15 protein-coding genes and 1 rRNA gene are annotated in these 16,188 nt (G+C 55.4%); 12 read left to right on the forward strand and 4 right to left on the reverse strand.

Annotation, left to right across the window (positions count from 1 at the left end; translation table 11 throughout):
* The first annotated feature begins 170 nt into the window (after positions 1 to 170).
* The 5 genes from rrf (at position 171) to Q334_RS0100265 (ending at position 4,513) form a co-directional block, all read left to right on the forward strand.
* Positions 171 to 286 (forward strand): 5S ribosomal RNA (rrf, locus tag Q334_RS0100245).
* 220 nt (positions 287 to 506) lie between these two features.
* Positions 507 to 1,316 carry a BUD32 family EKC/KEOPS complex subunit gene (locus Q334_RS19740; protein WP_051527400.1) on the forward strand — a complete coding sequence of 270 codons (810 nt, stop codon included), beginning with the start codon at positions 507 to 509 and terminating at the stop codon, positions 1,314 to 1,316.
* 209 nt (positions 1,317 to 1,525) lie between these two features.
* Positions 1,526 to 2,506, forward strand: coding sequence for a TRAP transporter substrate-binding protein (locus tag Q334_RS0100255; protein WP_027311452.1), 981 nt, complete (start codon positions 1,526 to 1,528; stop codon positions 2,504 to 2,506).
* A gap of 64 nt (positions 2,507 to 2,570) precedes the next feature.
* On the forward strand, positions 2,571 to 3,116 hold the full coding sequence (locus Q334_RS0100260; protein WP_027311453.1) for a TRAP transporter small permease: 546 nt from the start codon (positions 2,571 to 2,573) through the stop codon (positions 3,114 to 3,116).
* Positions 3,113 to 4,513, forward strand: a complete 1,401-nt coding sequence (locus Q334_RS0100265) for a TRAP transporter large permease (protein ID WP_027311454.1) — start codon at positions 3,113 to 3,115, stop codon at positions 4,511 to 4,513. Before Q334_RS0100260 ends, Q334_RS0100265 begins: the two co-directional genes overlap by 4 nt.
* A 123-nt stretch (positions 4,514 to 4,636) precedes the next feature.
* On the opposite strand, the gene Q334_RS0100270 is transcribed toward Q334_RS0100265, so the two are convergent.
* The 3 genes from Q334_RS0100270 to Q334_RS0100280 form a co-directional block, all read right to left on the reverse strand.
* Positions 4,637 to 5,641 (reverse strand): type I asparaginase, encoded by a 1,005-nt coding sequence (locus Q334_RS0100270; RefSeq protein WP_027311455.1) that lies wholly within the window; start codon positions 5,639 to 5,641, stop codon positions 4,637 to 4,639.
* Between the two features lie 147 nt (positions 5,642 to 5,788).
* Entirely contained in the window at positions 5,789 to 7,585 is a 1,797-nt protein-coding gene (locus Q334_RS0100275) for an SLC13 family permease (protein ID WP_027311456.1), read from the reverse strand.
* 195 nt (positions 7,586 to 7,780) lie between these two features.
* A complete protein-coding gene (locus tag Q334_RS0100280; RefSeq protein WP_027311457.1) occupies positions 7,781 to 8,164 on the reverse strand; it encodes a Spy/CpxP family protein refolding chaperone in 384 nt (127 codons plus the stop codon).
* Positions 8,165 to 8,361: 197 nt separating this feature from the next.
* Between Q334_RS0100280 and Q334_RS0100285 the strand changes: the two genes are divergently transcribed.
* The 4 genes from Q334_RS0100285 to Q334_RS17445 all read left to right on the forward strand — a co-directional run bounded on the left by Q334_RS0100285 (position 8,362) and on the right by Q334_RS17445 (position 12,332).
* Complete coding sequence (locus Q334_RS0100285) at positions 8,362 to 9,072, forward strand: response regulator (protein ID WP_027311458.1); 711 nt, start codon at positions 8,362 to 8,364, stop codon at positions 9,070 to 9,072.
* Entirely contained in the window at positions 9,069 to 10,391 is a 1,323-nt protein-coding gene (locus tag Q334_RS17440) for a sensor histidine kinase (RefSeq protein ID WP_051527401.1), read from the forward strand. Before Q334_RS0100285 ends, Q334_RS17440 begins: the two co-directional genes overlap by 4 nt.
* A 10-nt stretch (positions 10,392 to 10,401) precedes the next feature.
* Entirely contained in the window at positions 10,402 to 10,947 is a 546-nt protein-coding gene (locus Q334_RS0100295) for a hypothetical protein (protein ID WP_027311459.1), read from the forward strand.
* A gap of 356 nt (positions 10,948 to 11,303) precedes the next feature.
* Positions 11,304 to 12,332, forward strand: coding sequence for a GlxA family transcriptional regulator (locus Q334_RS17445; protein ID WP_035460444.1), 1,029 nt, complete (start codon positions 11,304 to 11,306; stop codon positions 12,330 to 12,332).
* A gap of 28 nt (positions 12,333 to 12,360) precedes the next feature.
* Here the strand turns inward: Q334_RS17445 and Q334_RS0100305 are convergent, their stop codons facing one another.
* The gene (locus Q334_RS0100305; RefSeq protein ID WP_027311460.1) at positions 12,361 to 13,113 is read right to left on the reverse strand and encodes an FAD-binding oxidoreductase; all 753 of its coding nucleotides are present in this window, start codon (positions 13,111 to 13,113) and stop codon (positions 12,361 to 12,363) included.
* Positions 13,114 to 13,413: 300 nt separating this feature from the next.
* Between Q334_RS0100305 and Q334_RS0100310 the strand changes: the two genes are divergently transcribed.
* The 3 genes from Q334_RS0100310 to Q334_RS0100320 all read left to right on the forward strand — a co-directional run bounded on the left by Q334_RS0100310 (position 13,414) and on the right by Q334_RS0100320 (position 16,066).
* Positions 13,414 to 14,235: a transporter substrate-binding domain-containing protein gene (locus tag Q334_RS0100310; protein ID WP_027311461.1), complete on the forward strand. Its 822-nt coding sequence runs from the start codon at positions 13,414 to 13,416 to the stop codon at positions 14,233 to 14,235.
* A 120-nt stretch (positions 14,236 to 14,355) separates the two neighbouring features.
* Positions 14,356 to 15,306: an amino acid ABC transporter permease gene (locus Q334_RS0100315; RefSeq protein ID WP_027311462.1), complete on the forward strand. Its 951-nt coding sequence runs from the start codon at positions 14,356 to 14,358 to the stop codon at positions 15,304 to 15,306.
* A gap of 10 nt (positions 15,307 to 15,316) precedes the next feature.
* Positions 15,317 to 16,066, forward strand: coding sequence for an amino acid ABC transporter ATP-binding protein (locus tag Q334_RS0100320; protein ID WP_035460446.1), 750 nt, complete (start codon positions 15,317 to 15,319; stop codon positions 16,064 to 16,066).
* Positions 16,067 to 16,188 lie beyond the last annotated feature (122 nt).

Consider the following 16,188-nt stretch of genomic DNA (forward strand, 5'->3'; position numbering starts at 1 on the left):
AACCAGTACTAATTGCCCGTGTGGCTTGGCCATATAACCCAGTGATCTGGGACACGTTGACGAATGAACGTGAGATGTTGTGATGACGACAACGAACTGAAGACGATCCAGAATTTAGGTAAACCTGCGGTCACAGCGTGACATAAGACAGAGAGACCTGAACCGAATTGCTTGGCGACCATAGCGAGTTGGAACCACCTGATTCCATCCCGAACTCAGAAGTGAAACGACTCAGCGCCGATGGTAGTGTGGGGTTTCCCCATGTGAGAGTAGGTCATCGCCAAGCGCCTAATACGCGAAACCCCTGTCAGACATCTGGCAGGGGTTTTTGCTTTTTGGATTTTGGAGTTTAGTTTTGACGTTGTGCTTGGCGGCTGATGCACCCGAGTCTTCCCTCGGAATCAGCTAGCGAATGGCTGCGAAGTTGTCGGTGCATATCGTATGAAGCTTATCCCAGATCGCATAGCGATTGATGAATGTGCAGCTGACAGGTAGAGGATCGATAGATGGCAGATTACCTGACTCAAGTACCTCCGATTCAAGACTCTGCTGGCCTAGCGGAGCTCGTGCAAACGCGAATTGCGGCTGGTGCCAAGCGAACCTTTAAACTGAGTTGGGAAGGTCGTGAGTTTTGGGCGAAGCGTTCGATTCCTGCTGAGAAAACCCACTGGCACCGCCTGGCAGCCATTGTAGCTAAGCTGTCGGATAATCCTATCTACATGCCCACAGTGAGTGAAGGTGGCGATCAGGCGCTTGCAGATGAGGCCAGGCGTTTGCGTACTTTATTAGGTAAAGGCGTGGCGGTGCCGCCGGTGGTCGCAGAAGGGTGTGGCTGGTTTGTGATGGCTGATTTGGGCGGGCGCACCCTGAAGGATGTGCTAACAGACCCTCAGCTGAGTGATAGTTTAAAAGAACAGGCATTATGCCGCACTGCCAGCGAGCTGGCGCAGATACATCGTCGCGGTTGTTGGCATGGGCGTCCGGCACTGCGGGATTTGCTCTGGACTGAACAGGGCCCGGTGTTTGTTGATTTTGAGGAAGATCTTGCTGCTGTGCTGTCGCCCCTTGAGGCGATGCAGAGAGACTTATTCGTTTTTGTCCACGGTTTGTATCGCTATCTTCCGGAGAACCATCCTTGGATTGACGCCTGTTTGGGCGCCTATTTAACACAGGCACCTGAGGCGGTCTGGCGGGGCGTAGGACAGATTGCCCGCTCAATGAATTGGGTATATCGCCTCTGCGGATGGCTTGCGCCTTGGGCTGGGCATGATGTGCGGCAGATGTATTTGGCTTTACAGCGTCTGCGTCCCTTATAGTCGTCAGGATGGCGGAATTCCCCCATTTCCTCTTTATCGAATGGCGGTAATCCGCCATTTTTTATGCCTGTTTTTCGGGGCTAACTAGTAACTTGTTGATTTTAAAGAAAATAAAAACTTGGCCTGAGCTTTGCTTTATAGCTATTGAGCCGTCATCGACGGTACGCATAGACGATGAACGATAAAGACAATGCTAACAGGAGATCAACATGCGTCTACTTAAAGCAGCCGTGGCAGCCGTTGCCTTGGCCATGGGCACAAGCGCTTTTGCCGACACCATCGATATTAAATTCTCCCACGTAGTGGCAGAGAATACTCCTAAGGGACAGATGGCCCTGAAGTTTAAGGAGTTGGCCGAAGAGCGTCTGCCGGGAATGGTAAACGTATCTGTTTATCCCAACTCCCAGCTGTTCAACGATGATAAGGTTCTGGAAGCTATGCTGCTGGGTGATGTCCAGCTAGCTGCCCCCTCCCTGTCCAAGTTTGAAAAATACACCCCCCAGTATCTGGTATTTGATTTGCCTTTCCTGTTCAAGGATATGGCCGCTGTGGATCGTTTCCAGAAGTCGAAAGAAGGTCGTGACCTGCTCAACGCGATGGAGAGCAAAGGTCTGATTGGTCTGGGTTACCTGCACAATGGTATGAAGCAGCTGTCTGCTAATGATCCGCTGCGCACTCCTGCCGATGCTAAAGGTAAAAAGTTCCGCATCCAGGAATCCAATGTTTTGGCTGCACAGTTTGAAGCAGTAGGGGGCACGCCGCTGAAGAAGCCTTTCTCTGAAGTGTTCACTCTGATGCAAACCAAGGCCATCGACGGTTCTGAAAACCCCTGGTCTAACATCTATTCCAAGAAGTTCCATGAGGTGCAGAGCCATATCACCGAGTCTAACCACGGTGTGCTCGATTACCTGGTGGTGACCTCCGCGGAGTTCTGGAACGGTTTGGATAGCGATGTACGTAGCGAACTGACTGCTGCTCTGGATGAGGCCGTTGCCTATGGTAATGAAATCGCTGCCAAGCAAGCTGAAAGTGACCGTCAGGCGATTATCGACTCTGGCCGCTCCCAGGTATTGCAGCTGACCGATGCTGAGCGTCAGCAGTGGGTTGATGCGATGAAGCCGGTATGGGCCAAGTTTGAACATGAAATCGGCAAGGAGCTGATTGAGGCTGCGCTGGCAGCAAACCAGTAAGCCAGTCAGGGGGTGGCGGTTAACCGCCACCCTTGTTTCAGTAACTTAATCCGGTGCAAATCTTATGTTGGGACGATTAATAGCCCGTCTCGAAGAGGACATCCTCTGCCTGTTGCTGGTCGCCATGACCCTGCTGGTCTTCGTCGAGGTGGTTTTACGCTTTGGTTTTAATACCGGCTTTATCTGGATGCAGGAGTTAACCCTGCTGATCTCTACCTGGTTGGTACTATTTGGTGCCTCCTATGGTGTCAAGGTGGGATCACACATAGGTGTGGATGCTTTTGTGAAGATGCTGCCAGCGAATGGGCGTCGTATCCTGACTCTGGTTGCAGTGGCATTGTGCCTGTTCTATTGCGGACTCTTTAGCTATGGCGCCTGGGTCTACCTGAAAAAGATGCATCTGATTGGCCTGGAGATGGCAGATTTACCGCTGCCTAAATGGTTGGCTGCCAGCGTGCTGTTGATTGGTTTTGTGCTGCTGGCGATTCGCTTTCTGCAAGTGGGTTGGCAGGTGATTACTGGCCAAACTGACAGCTTCAGCCTCGCTGATGAAGCCAAAGAGTCCATGCATCTGGCCAAGGAAGTGGCTGACCAGGAGAAGCGTTCATGACCACGGCAGCCCTCTTTATTCTGTTATTTGCCTGCATGCTGCTTGGCATGCCGATTGCGGTGGCGCTGGGTCTATCCAGTGTGACTACGATTTTATTGTTTTCTAATGACTCTCTGGCTTCGATTTCCCTCAAACTCTACGAGGCCACTTCTGAGCATTACACCTTGCTGGCGATCCCCTTCTTTATCCTATCGTCAGCCTTTTTATCCACAGGTGGAGTGGCGAAGCGTTTGATTGACTTCGCAATCGATGCGGTTGGCCATGTCCGGGGTGGTTTGGCAATGGCATCGGTATTGGCCTGTATGCTGTTTGCTGCGGTCTCAGGTTCCTCTCCTGCTACGGTTGCGGCGATTGGTACCATTGTGATTGCCGGGATGATTCGTTCAGGCTACCCAGAAAAGTTTGCTGCAGGGGTGATCACCACCGCAGGGACACTGGGGATTTTGATTCCACCTTCTATCGTCATGCTGGTGTACGCCGCGGCGACTGAAGTCTCCGCCGGGCGAATGTTTATGGCCGGGGTGATTCCGGGCCTGATGATGGGTGTGATGCTGATGGTTGCCATCTACATCACGGCACGCATCAAAAACTTGCCGGCTCTGCCTTTCCCTGGCTTCCTCGCTTTGGGTAAGAGCTTCTTTATCGCTCTGGGCGGGATGATGCTGATCTTTATCGTCCTGGGTTCCATCTATGGTGGGGTCGCCAGTCCGACCGAGGCAGCGGCGGTGGCAGCCATTTACGCTTACCTGGTCTCGGTGTTTGGCTATCGCGATATCGGCCCCTTGAAAGGCATTGCCTGGCGCAATGAGGGTGAAAACCTGGCCAGTGCAGGGGTGCGTAACCTGTATCAGGTGGTAATTGGTCTGCCTAAGAGCTTTGTCCACCCTGAGGTGCGCAAAGTGGTATTGGAGGCAACCAAAGTCAGCATCATGCTGCTGTTTATCATCGCTAACGCCATGTTGTTTGCCCATGTATTGACCACTGAGCGTATTCCTCACTCTATTGCCGAAGTGATCACCAACTGGGGCTTACCCGCTTGGGGCTTCCTGATTGTGGTGAACATTCTGCTGCTGATCGCCGGTAACTTCATGGAGCCTTCGGCCATCCTGCTGATTATGGCGCCGATTCTGTTCCCGATTGCGATGCAGCTGGGTATCGACCCGATCCACCTGGGTATCATCATGGTGGTCAACATGGAGATCGGTATGCTGACGCCGCCGGTGGGACTCAACCTATTTGTCACCTCGGGGATTACCGGTAAGAGCATGCTCTGGGTGATCCGCGCTGTGTTGCCCTGGATGTTACTGCTGCTGGGCTTCCTGATGTTGATCACCTACATCCCGCAAATCTCGCTGTTCTTGCCGGAGTATCTGGATCAATTGAACGGCTACAAGTAAGGCAGTGGGCCCTGGGGGAGTCCCCAGGGCAGTTATGCAGTTCCGTTATTGCTTTGCATTGGTGGAGGTTTGTGCCCTCACCTTTTTTCACCGCCCCTCGGGGCGGTTTTTTTATCCACAGACTTAACGCTCCCCGGCCAGATTGCGTTCCAGTTGAGTGCGCAGTGCATCCCCTTGCAAACCCTGGGCAAGGAGAACATGCAACTTGGTCATGGCGGCTTCGATGGTCATGCTACCCCCGGCAATTACTCCTGCCTGAGCCAGGCGTGAACCCGTTGCGTAGGCAGGGTCGACCTCGGCTTGCAGACATTGGGAAACATTGAGAATGGTTTTGCCTGCCTTCGTCGCCTGCTCTAATACCTCCAGTAAACGGGCATCCTGATCCGGCGCATTGCCTACGCCAAAGCTCTGCAGCACCAGCCCTTGATAAGGTAAGGCAAGGACTGCTTCGACTAAGTCCGCACTGATGCCGGGGAATAAACGTAAGCACTGGACATTGCTCTCAACCTGTTTGGGCAGGTGCCAAATCGGCGCTTGGCTGGGTTTAGGCAACAGCCACTGGGGCTGTAGCTGTAAGTGAATACCTACTTGTCCAAGCCAGGGGTAACTGGGGGAGTCAAAGGCATCCAATGCAGTGGCCTTGACCTTGGTACTGCGATTACCGCGAATCAGGCGATCAGCAAAGGCGATGGCGACTTCACAGAGGTCATCTTGAGCGGCCCAATGCAAGGCAGCCAGCACATTATTGTTAGCATCCGAGCGAGCCTCGCAGGCAGGAATCTGTGAGCCGGTGATAATCACCGGTTTATCCAGTCCCTGTAGCCAGAACGATAAAGCCGCAGCCGAATACGCCATCGTATCGGTGCCATGCAGAATGACAAAGCCATCATGCTGCTCATAGTTGGCCGCAATGTCCTGGGCCAGATAGAGCCAGTCAGCCGGGGTAGCATTGGAGGAGTCAATCAGCCGTGGGTACTCTGCCAGAGTCAGCTGCCAGTCAGTGGGTAACAGAGGGGCCAGCTGCCCCATCAGCTCGCTAAGAAAACCCGGTGCCGGGACATAACCCTGGGCGCTGGGGCGCATGCCCAAGGTGCCGCCGGTATAGGCGAGATATAAACGCTTACTCATACAGACTCCAGTACAGACCAGTGCGGCTATTCTAGAGGCTAGCACAGAGGGAGGCTAATGCGTGGGTGGTATGGGCTATACCTGGGTTGTGTGCTGAAGCGTGCTAAGCCTACGGGTGCCATCGGCACCCGTAGGCTTAGCAGGGCATTATTGCGGGGTTAGTGGCCACAGGAGTGGAATAGCGATGCTGGCGACGATCCACAGCAGGATATTCATCGGTAAGCCTAGGCTCAGGAAGTCACTGAAGCGATAGCCGCCGGCACTGTAGACAAAGGTGTTGGTTTGGTAGCCGATCGGAGTGGCAAAGCTGGCGCTGGCGGCAAACATCACCGCGATAGCAAAGGGGCGAGGGTCCAGCCCCAGTTGTTGCGCCATGCCAATGGCAATGGGGGCAATCAACACTGCAACAGCGTTGTTGCTTAGCATCTCAGTGAGCACCGAGGTCAACAGGTACAGTAACGACAGCATCATCCAGGGCCCGGCGATATCAACGATCGGGGTGATATTCTGCACAATGGCGCTGACCAAACCGGTTTTATCCATCGCCTGACTGATGGCCAGCATGCCAAAAATCATCAGCAAAATGCGCCATTCCACCGCTTTGTAGGCCTCATCGACACTCAAGCAACCGCTGAGAATAACGGCAATGGCCGCCACCATGGCCAGGCCTTCGATCGGCATGACGCCAAAGGCCGCCAGGGCAATGACGCCGATAATGGCACCAATAGCGATGGGAGCCTTCTCACGCTTGTAGGGGCGTTCTTGCACGGTGTTGAGGATGATCAGGTCGCCGTTTTCGGCAAACTTACGCACCTGGGCCGGGGTCCCCTCCACCAGGAGTACGTCACCAAACTCCAGCTGCACCTGCTCCAGGTTGTCGCGAATGTTTTGATCTTTACGATGCACCGCCAACACGTGAATGCCATAACGGGCAGTCAGGTTCAGGTCCGCCATCGGGCGGTCGGTATAACGGGAGTGACGGCCGACAATCACTTCCACCAGGGGTACATCGTGGGCTTTCAGGGTTTCAAACTTATCTTGGCCGGAGCGGGCAAAGGCTAGGCGGCCATCAGCACGCAGCTCCAGCATATCCTGCACGGAGGTGTGCAGAATCAAACGGTCGCCAGCTAAGAGGACGGTACTGCTGAGGGGCTGAGTCAGTTCTTCCTCATCACGGAACACCTTCAATACCTGCACCCCGCTACCGCCGTTGAGGCCGGCCTGGGAGAGGTTTTGGCCGATAACGGTAGAGTCATGGGGGATCATTACCTCAGACATAAATACCCGGTCACTGCCTGGCTGTAATTGCTGCGACAGGGTCTCCCGTGCGGGCAGTAAACGAGGGGCAAAGAACAGCACAAAGCTCATCCCCACCGCGGCGGTAATCAAGCCCAGCGCCGTGATTTCAAAGATACCAAAGGCTGCTAATCCCATCTTGCGTGCCACACCATCCACCAGGATGTTAGTGGAGGTGCCGATCATGGTCAGGGTGCCGCCCATAATGGTGGCATAGGATAGCGGGATCAGCAGCTTTGACGGGGAAATGCCACGACTGCGGGCCAGGGCGATGGCAACAGGGGTAAAGATCGCTACCACCGGGGTATTGTTAATAAAGGCAGATAGCGCCACTGCCACAACCATCAAACCCAACAGGGTAGAGCGCACACTGGGGCCACAGATCCGGCTTAGCCAATCCGCCAGCCAGGCGACACAGCCAGTACGCTCCAAGGCCGCACTAAGGACAAACATACAGGCAATGGTGACAGGTGCGGAGTTACTAAAGACGCTCAGGACTTCTTTGGAGTCGAGAATACCGCTCAACAGCAGCACGCAGACGGCGGTCCCGGCGACGACATCCGGCCCCAGGCGTTCGCGTACAAAGGCGAACAGCACCCAGACGAGTACCAGTACCACTAACACTTGCTGCAGAACAGGCGACAGCATCTTAACCAACTCCCACGGGAACCTGTAACCGGCTAAAGCCTAGGGAAGCTGGCTTATACTGTCCAAGAATATTTAATCAGATTTATATGCAAAATCGAGATAAGTGATAAGGCGCGGTCGTGTATAAAAAGAGCACCAGGCAGAAGAGTCTGCCTGGTGTAGGTCCGTGTGCGTCCTGGGCAAGGATGTTGGCGCTTAGCCATTGTCGTTTAGATTGGAAGACTGGCGCTCTTTGCGTCTTTCTTCACGCTTTTCGTGGCGTTCTTTACGTTTTTCCATCATGGACTGCATCTTGGCTTTTTGCTCATCATTAAGGATTTTGCTGATATCCCCCTGCATCTGCTCCCGCAGTTGCTGATGTTGTTCCCGCAGGGCATCCATCTCGCCCCGGCGTGACTCCATAATGGTCTTGATCTGGGCGACCTGCTCCTCGCTGAGGTTCAGATGCTCTTGCATCTTGCTTAGATGTTTTTCAGGGTTATCGCCATGCTTGCCGCCGCCAAAGGGTGCTGCTTGAGCCATTCCCAGGGTGCCCAGAGCCAAGGTGCCGACCAGTAAAATTTTGCTGAGTGCTTTCATGTTTTGCTCTCCATCGTTTGCGTTATGTCGATGGAAGCTAGTTTAGGGAGCCCTCGGTAAAGCAGCGTCAGGTCACTGTAAAGGCAGGGTAAAGGTTGTTTCCGGGCACTGGCAGGGGGGCAAGGCTATGCCACAATAGCCCCATCAACGCTAATTATTGCAACGCCGGTTGGCGTTTGCGCGTCCGAGGAGTACCTATGCCACGTTTATTATTAGTTGAAGATGATGAAGGACTGGCCAGTCTACTCAGCGAACTATTGCAGTTAGAAGGGTTTGAGTTGGAGCGTGCCGCCGATGGCGAACAAGGGTTGGCACTGGCCCAGCAACAGGTCTTTGACCTGATCATTCTCGATATCATGCTGCCGAAAAAAAATGGTTTTGACCTACTGCGCGAGCTACGCCAGCAGCGTGCTACCCCTGTGATTATGCTGACGGCGCGAGGAGAGGAGGTGGACCGTATCGTTGGCTTGGAAATCGGTGCCGACGATTACTTGCCCAAACCCTGTAGCCCGCGCGAGCTCCTGGCACGGATTCGTGCCCTGTTGCGGCGGGTGGAGCTGGAACGTCAGCACAGCACGCTTTCATCCCCTGTGGCGGAAGAACTGACGAATGACCGCCTGCAGTTGAACCTTCGCGCCCGTCAGGCATTGTTGGATGGCCAACCTTTGCCATTAACAGGTACAGAATTCAGCTTGCTTGAAGTGCTGAGTCAGCATCCGGGCGAGCTACTGAGTCGTGAGTTCCTCAGCAAAGAGGTATTGCATAAGCGCCTGCAACCCTTTGACCGTAGCCTCGATATGCACGTCAGTAATTTGCGCCGCAAGCTGGGGGAGGGCGAAGGCTTACCCAAGATTGAAACCATGCGTGGCCAAGGTTACCTCTATCTGCCCGAGGGAGAATTGAAGTGAGGCGACTGTATTGGAAAATCCTGCTGGCTGTATTGGGCACCATGCTGCTGGTGGGGTTGACCAGTTTCTGGCTGGCCCGCCAACTGAGCGAGCTGAACTGGGACGAACGGCAGATGCGTACCCGCTGGCAGAGCGAAGGGGCCTACCTGGTTGAACGTTGGCAGGAAGAAGGGCCAGAGGAAGGAGCGGAATTTCTGCGCCATATCGGTAAGCGCGAAGGTCTGTTCCTAGTGGGGCCGGACTTTCGCCTGCTGACCCCTGCACCTATTCCCCCTGGGGTAGCCCGTAGTCTGGAGCGCAACCTGCGTCAGCATGGCGAACGTGCCCGTCTGCGTGATGACTGGCGGGTAGTGCGGTTGGATAGCTTTAATCCGCCCTATTGGCTGGTGGTCAACACCGAGCGTCAACAGCTACGCCAGCATAAAGCACTGTTTCCCTTACATGTTCTAGTATCAATCACGTTGGTGGCATTGATCTGTTTGCTGCTGACCGCCTACCTCACCCGTCCACTGCGTGCCCTGAGTCAGGCAGCACGGGGGCTGGCGGCGGGGCAGTTAACTACCCGAGTCAGTCCGGGGCTGTGTAAAAGACGGGATGAACTGGGGCAGTTAGCGCAAGACTTTAACCAGATGGCGGAGCGTATTCAGCAACTGCTGGAAGATCAGCAACAACTGCTGCGTGATGTCTCCCATGAACTACGCACCCCGCTGGCTCGCTTACAGATCGCCTTAGAGCTGGCGCGCCACCGTACTCAAGGGCAGGCGGATAAAGAACTGGATCGCATCGAGCAGGAAGGCGACAGCCTCAATGAACTCATTGATGAGGTGCTGACCCTGGTGCGGGCCGGACAGCCGCAGGATGAACCGGAAACCATCGACCTGGCCCAACTCTGTCGCCAGCGCTTGGAGCTGGCCCAGTTGGAGGCGGAGCAGGCGGGAGTGACCCTGTGCAGCGATCTAAGTGAGGGATTACGGCTGACCGGACAAAGCCGTTGGCTAGGGCGGGCGCTGGACAACCTGATCCGCAATGCGCTCCAATACAGCCCGGCGGGGACCCAGGTTGGGATTCGCCTGCAACCCCTGCAACAGGGGGCAGAGCTGGAGGTCTGGGATCAGGGGCCAGGGGTAGAGCCACAAGCGCTGGAACATTTATTTAAGCCTTTTTTCCGGGCCGATCAGGCGCGCACCAGTGGCAAGGGTTATGGTATTGGCCTGGCCATTGTCGAGCGGGTGTTGCGTCACCATGGTGCCCAGGTTCAGGTAGTAAACCGTGCAGAAGGGGGGCTCAGCATTCGCGCCACCTTCACACAACTTAATTGAGGATGTGAACATGCTGCGTTGGGGAACCCGTCTCTGCGCGATCTTGGGTGTACTGGCGATTGCTAGTGTCTACTTGATTGACTATTACAGCCGTCCCTTGCTGGTGGAGGCACTCACGCTTGAGCCTGGCCAGCAGTGGCAGGGACAAGCCACACCTCGCTATGCCGGTGAGCATAGCCTGTGGATTCAGTTGCTAAGCGATCCGGAAGCGGCGGACGACCTGCAATGGCAATTGCGCCAGGGTGAGCAAGTCGTACGGGAAAATGCCTATGACCTGTTTGACCAAACCCGCTGGAAGGAGCCAGGTCGTTTGACTTACCTTGCCAGCTTTAATGCTGAGGCCGCCCAGGAATACCAGTGGCAATTGCACTGGCGTGGGGCCGAGACCTGGCAAGCCAGGGTTATGGTCGCTCCCTTTGAGCGTTATCGCTTACATAATTATGTCTTGCTCCACCTCGGTCGGGCCTTGCTGATTTTGGCGGTCGTTGGCTGGTTTGTGCAGGTGGTGATTATGCGCCGTCCGCTGTTCGCGCCCTGGCGCGGTACGCGCTCATAAGACGAGCAGTGGGGCACCTTGCATCGTGCCCTAATCTCCTTACAATCTCGCACCTTTATGTGATCCCCTGGCGGACTGGCCAGGGTGATCTAGGCTTGAAGCAGCGTGATCCCACAGCAGTTTGTCCCAGGCAAGGAAGTTGCTTAAAGGCGACCTGTTATAGCTCAGTCGGGATTGCGCTGTGGCTAATAAGTACCCAAAAGCATAACTATTACAGTGCCGCGACAGCTGGCGACGCCCTAGGGCGCATGGCTGATCCGGCTGAAACTAGCTGCATAGCAGCTCGTTAACCCCTGCTCCCAGATGAACCGGCCTTCGAGCAGGAGGTTGTTGCTACGACCGGTCTGAGTGTCACTGTGGAAAACTTACTCAGTCGCCAGAGCCACCGTCAGCGGCCGGTGCGTTTTGGCTTTCTGTTGTTACCCAACTTCTCCCTGCTGGGATTCTCCTCGGCGGTGGAGCCGTTACGCATGGCCAACTGGATCAGTGGCCAGACCCTGTATGAATACGTCACCCTCAGCCACGATGGCCTGAGCGTGGCCGCCAGTGTGGGTTCTACCATGCAGGTGGATTTCAGCCTGCAGAATCAACCTCCACTGGATATGCTGCTGGTCTGTGGCGCCAGCCCCATTGCCAAAACCGGTCACGATGCGGTGATCAGCTGGCTACGGGGTTATGGCAAGCGCCTGCCAGCGGTAGGAGGCATTGGTACCGGTAGTTATTTGCTGGCCAAGGCTGGCTTGCTGGATGGGGCCAAGGCCACTATTCACTGGTGGGACTTGAACCACCTGCGGGAGGCTTTTCCCAATACCCGTTTGACCACCAATCTGTTTGAGATCGACCGTAATCGCTTTACCTGCTCCGGCGGTACGGCGGCGATGGACATGATGCTCTACGTGATTGGGCAGCAGCATGGGCTGGACTTGGCGGCGGCGATCTCTGAACAGTTTGTCTGTGAGCGGATTCGCAGCCATGAAGACCCGCAACGGGTGCCCCTCAAGTCCCGTTTGGGGGTCGCGCAACCGAAGCTGATTGAAGCGGTGACGCTGATGGAAGCTAACGTTGAAGAGCCCCTCAGCCCTGATGATCTGGCCATGCACGTCGGGGTGTCACGGCGTCATCTGGAGCGTTTGTTTAAAAAGCATCTGGATACCGTGCCCTCCAAGTTCTACCTGGAGTTACGCCTGGAGCGCGCGCGGCAAATGCTGCAGCAAACCGACAAATCGGTGGTGCAGGTGGGTTTGGCCTGCGGTTTCTCCTCCGCCTCACATTTCAGTACCACCTACCGTAATCACTTCGGCATTACCCCGCGGGAAGAGCGCAACAACCGCACCCGTCCCGGTGGCATGGGCTTTTCAGTGGAGCTGGCCTCCGATCGGCGTTAATCGACTCTTAGCTGTACTTGGCGGTCAATTAGTGGCCGCTAAGTAGATACTTCTCGCGCTTGACCTGACGCACCCCAAAGCCGCGTTGTTGTAACAGCGCCCAGCCCTCATCAATCATCTCCGGATGGCCACAGAGGTACACCAGGGTAGCCTCGTCGGCCTGCGGCGCCAGTGAGTCGAGTTGGGCGATCACCCGCCCTGCACGCTCAAAAGGCAGGGGCTCGGTGGGCATCTGACGGCTATAACAGGCGGTAAAGTTAAAGCCGGGGTGGCGCTTGGCAAAGGCAATAAACTCCTCCCCCCACAGCAACTCGCTGGGCTCGCGTACTCCTAATAACAACTCAATCTGCAGGGTGGGCTGTTGCAGCAGGCGGCGGTGTAGCTCCGGCAGCATCGAACGATAGGGTGCCACGCCGGTACCGGTGGCGACTAATAGCAAGCGTTTGGGCTGTTCCAGCGGCGGTAAAATCAAGGCACCAAAGGGGCCGCTCATTTCAATTTCACTGCCAAGCTCCGCCTGGGGAAAGTAACGACTGGCGGCGCCACCTTCCACCTCGGTAATCGCAAATTCCAGAGAGCGATTCAGGCGTACATCCTCACTGCGGGTGGCGATGGAATAGCTGCGGGTCTGGTTGCCCTGTTCAGCCGGGAAATGCAGGGAGAAAAACTGCCCTGGCACATAGGTGATGGGTTGTTGATCACTGCGCTCATAGCGCAACAGCCAAGTACGGGAAGAAAGAGGCTGACGCTCACAGAGACGAATGCGCACTTTAGGGCTCATGACGATCCTCGTGGCTGCGGAGAAGGGATTCCGCTCTTTGCAGCGGAGTCTTGTGCATAAGTGTAGCCGCCCTGACGCATTACAAGAGGGCGAACAGGGCCGGAAAAAAATTCTGCCGCTGTACAGCGAATAGCCAAAATGTCCGTTGCTGGCAAAAGGGGGTCGTCACCCCGCAAGAGTATGGCTTTCCCTGCCTTAGTGGATTTTTCAATACTAAAGCCACTGACTTGGCACAGAACGACTCAGGAGCCTTGGCGTTCTTTTGCCGGCAGTCTCATCTGGATGCACATGGAGAGAATAATGAAAAAACTGCTTGCCGCAGCCGCGTTGACGGTTGTCTCTTGGCTGGGTTTGGCCGGTGCCGTTAGTGCCAATGACAATGCCCTGTGGGAAAAGTCCACTCTGAACCAGATTCTGCAGCGCGGTGAACTCCGTGTGGGTCTGGATGTGGGTTACATGCCCTTCGAAATGAAAAACAAAAATGGCGACATCATTGGTTTTGATGTGGATATCGCCAAAGCCATGGCCAAGGCCATGGGGGTTAAACTGACCATCGTCAACACCGCCTGGGACGGTATTATCCCGGCGCTGCTGACCGACAAGTTCGACATCATCATGGGCGGCATGACCATCACCGCCGAGCGTAACCTGCAGGTCAACTTTGCCGACCCCTATCTGGTTATCGGCCAGAGTCTGGTAGTGCGTAAGGATCTGGAAGGCAAAGTCAAAACCTACAAAGACCTGAACAGCGGTGACTTCAAAGTGACCGCCAAGCTGGGTACCACTGGTCAGCTGGCCGCTGAGCGTTACCTGAACAAAGCCGAGATTCGTCTGTTTGAAACCGAGTCCGACGCTGCCCTGGAAGTGGTAAACGGCAACGCCGATGCTTTTGTGTATGACCTGCCCTTTAACGCCATCTATGTGCAACAGAACAAAGGCTCCGTGTTCCACCTGGGCGAGCCCTTCACCTATGAGCCCCTGGGCTTTGCCATCCGCAAGGGTGATCCTGACTTCATGAACTTTATCAACAACTTCATGCGTCAGATTAAGGGTGACGGTACCTACGATCGCTTCTATGAGAAGTGGTTTGAAAGCGATGCCTGGTTAAACCAGGTGCAGTAATGCAGTCAGCGCTTCGGCGCCTCGGCAGGAGCCCCAGTGCTCCTGCCGTTTTATAACGATAACAGGCTCTGCCTGGTGCAGAGCAACGGCCACTCGGTCAGCATTAGGGGATTCGCAGTCATGCAAACTCAACCCAAGCAATGGTTATGGCATGGGCTGTTTGTCGTCATACTCGTTATGTTCGGCTACGCCACCTACCTTGCCAGTAAAGGGATCGACTACACCTGGCGCTGGGAACGCGTCCTGCCTTACATCATCAATACCGAACCCAGCTCCATTCGCGCCCCCTTCGATGGCACCGCCCGGGTCAGCGAAAACGGCAAGGTACTGACCATCGAAGCCGACTCCGGCGCCGAGCCCTTTGTGGTGCAGAAGTTCACGGAACTGCGAGTATCCTCCGGCGACCTGATTTTTGAAGGCGATGTGATCGCCGCCCAAGGTGACTGGCGCATTGGCCCCATCACCGAAGGCATGATCATGACCCTGAAGATCTCCGTGGTCTCCCTGATCTTTGCCGTCATCCTCGGCCTCTTTATTGGTTTAGGCCGTATTGCCCGTAACCCCGCCATCCGTAATCTCTCCATCACCTATATCGAGATTATTCGTGGCACCCCCCTGCTGGTGCAGATTTTCATCTTCTACTTCTTTATCGGCACCGTACTGGAACTGGATCGCTTTACTGCTGGTGTGGCGGCCCTGGCGGTGTTTACCGCGGCCTATGTGGCGGAGATTGTCCGTGCCGGTATTCAGTCGATTCCCCCCGGTCAGATGGAAGCGGCCCGCTCCCTCGGCATGAGCTACGTGCAGGCGATGGTGTACGTCATCCTGCCCCAGGCCTTCAAGCGCACCCTGCCACCGATGGCCGGTCAGTTTATCAACCTGATCAAAGACTCCTCCCTGGTCTCGGTGATCTCCATTACCGATCTGACCAAAGCCGGGCGTGAAGTGGTCTCCGCCACCTTTGCCCCCTTCGAAGTCTGGTTCACCGTCGCCCTGCTCTATCTGGTGCTGACCGGTGGTCTGAGCTGGGCCATCCAGCGTCTGGAAAAGAAACTGGCCGCCAGTGATTAAGGAGCCCGCGATGAAACTTAACAACGCAGACAACATCATCGTTGCCGAAGCCGTCGACAAGATTTACCCCAATGGCTGCCATGCTTTGAAAAAGGTTGGCACCCAAATCAAACGCGGCGAAGTCGTGGTGATTATCGGCCCCTCCGGATCCGGTAAATCCACCTTCCTGCGTACCCTCAACCAACTGGAAACCATCAGCAGCGGCACCATCCACATCGATGGCACCGACATGTACGCCAAAAGCACCAACATCAACAAACTGCGTGAACACGTTGGCATGGTGTTTCAGAGCTTCAACCTCTTCCCGCATAAAACCGCGCTGGAAAACGTCATGCTCGCCCCGCTCAAAGTCTCCAAACGCCAAGCCAGCGAAGTGCGTGAGCACGCCGAAGCCCTGATGAAAAAAGTGGGCCTGGCCGAGCGCATGCACAACTACCCCAGCCAGCTCTCCGGTGGGCAACAACAACGGGTCGCCATTGCCCGCGCCCTGTGCATGAAACCCGCCATCATGCTGTTTGACGAACCCACCTCCGCCCTCGACCCGGAAATGGTCGGTGAAGTACTGGACGTGATGAAAAGCCTGGCCAAAGAAGGCATGACCATGGTGGTGGTCACCCACGAAATGGGCTTTGCCAAAGAAGTGGCAGACCGGGTGCTCTTTATGGAAGACGGCGAACTGCTGGTGGAAGACACCCCCGCCAACTTCTTCGACAACCCCAGCCACCCACGCTTGCAGAAGTTCCTGTCTCAGGTGCTCTAACCCAGCCCCCCCACAGCCTGCTGTGGATAGCGCCCTTAAACACCCCCTGTTGGCTCAGCTAGCAGGGGGTGTTTGGTTAGGGGGGGCTCGTTCCCACGCTCCTGCGTGGGAATGCATACCGA

This window comes from Balneatrix alpica DSM 16621 (assembly GCF_000619885.1).
Taxonomy (GTDB): Bacteria; Pseudomonadota; Gammaproteobacteria; order Pseudomonadales; family Balneatricaceae; genus Balneatrix; species Balneatrix alpica.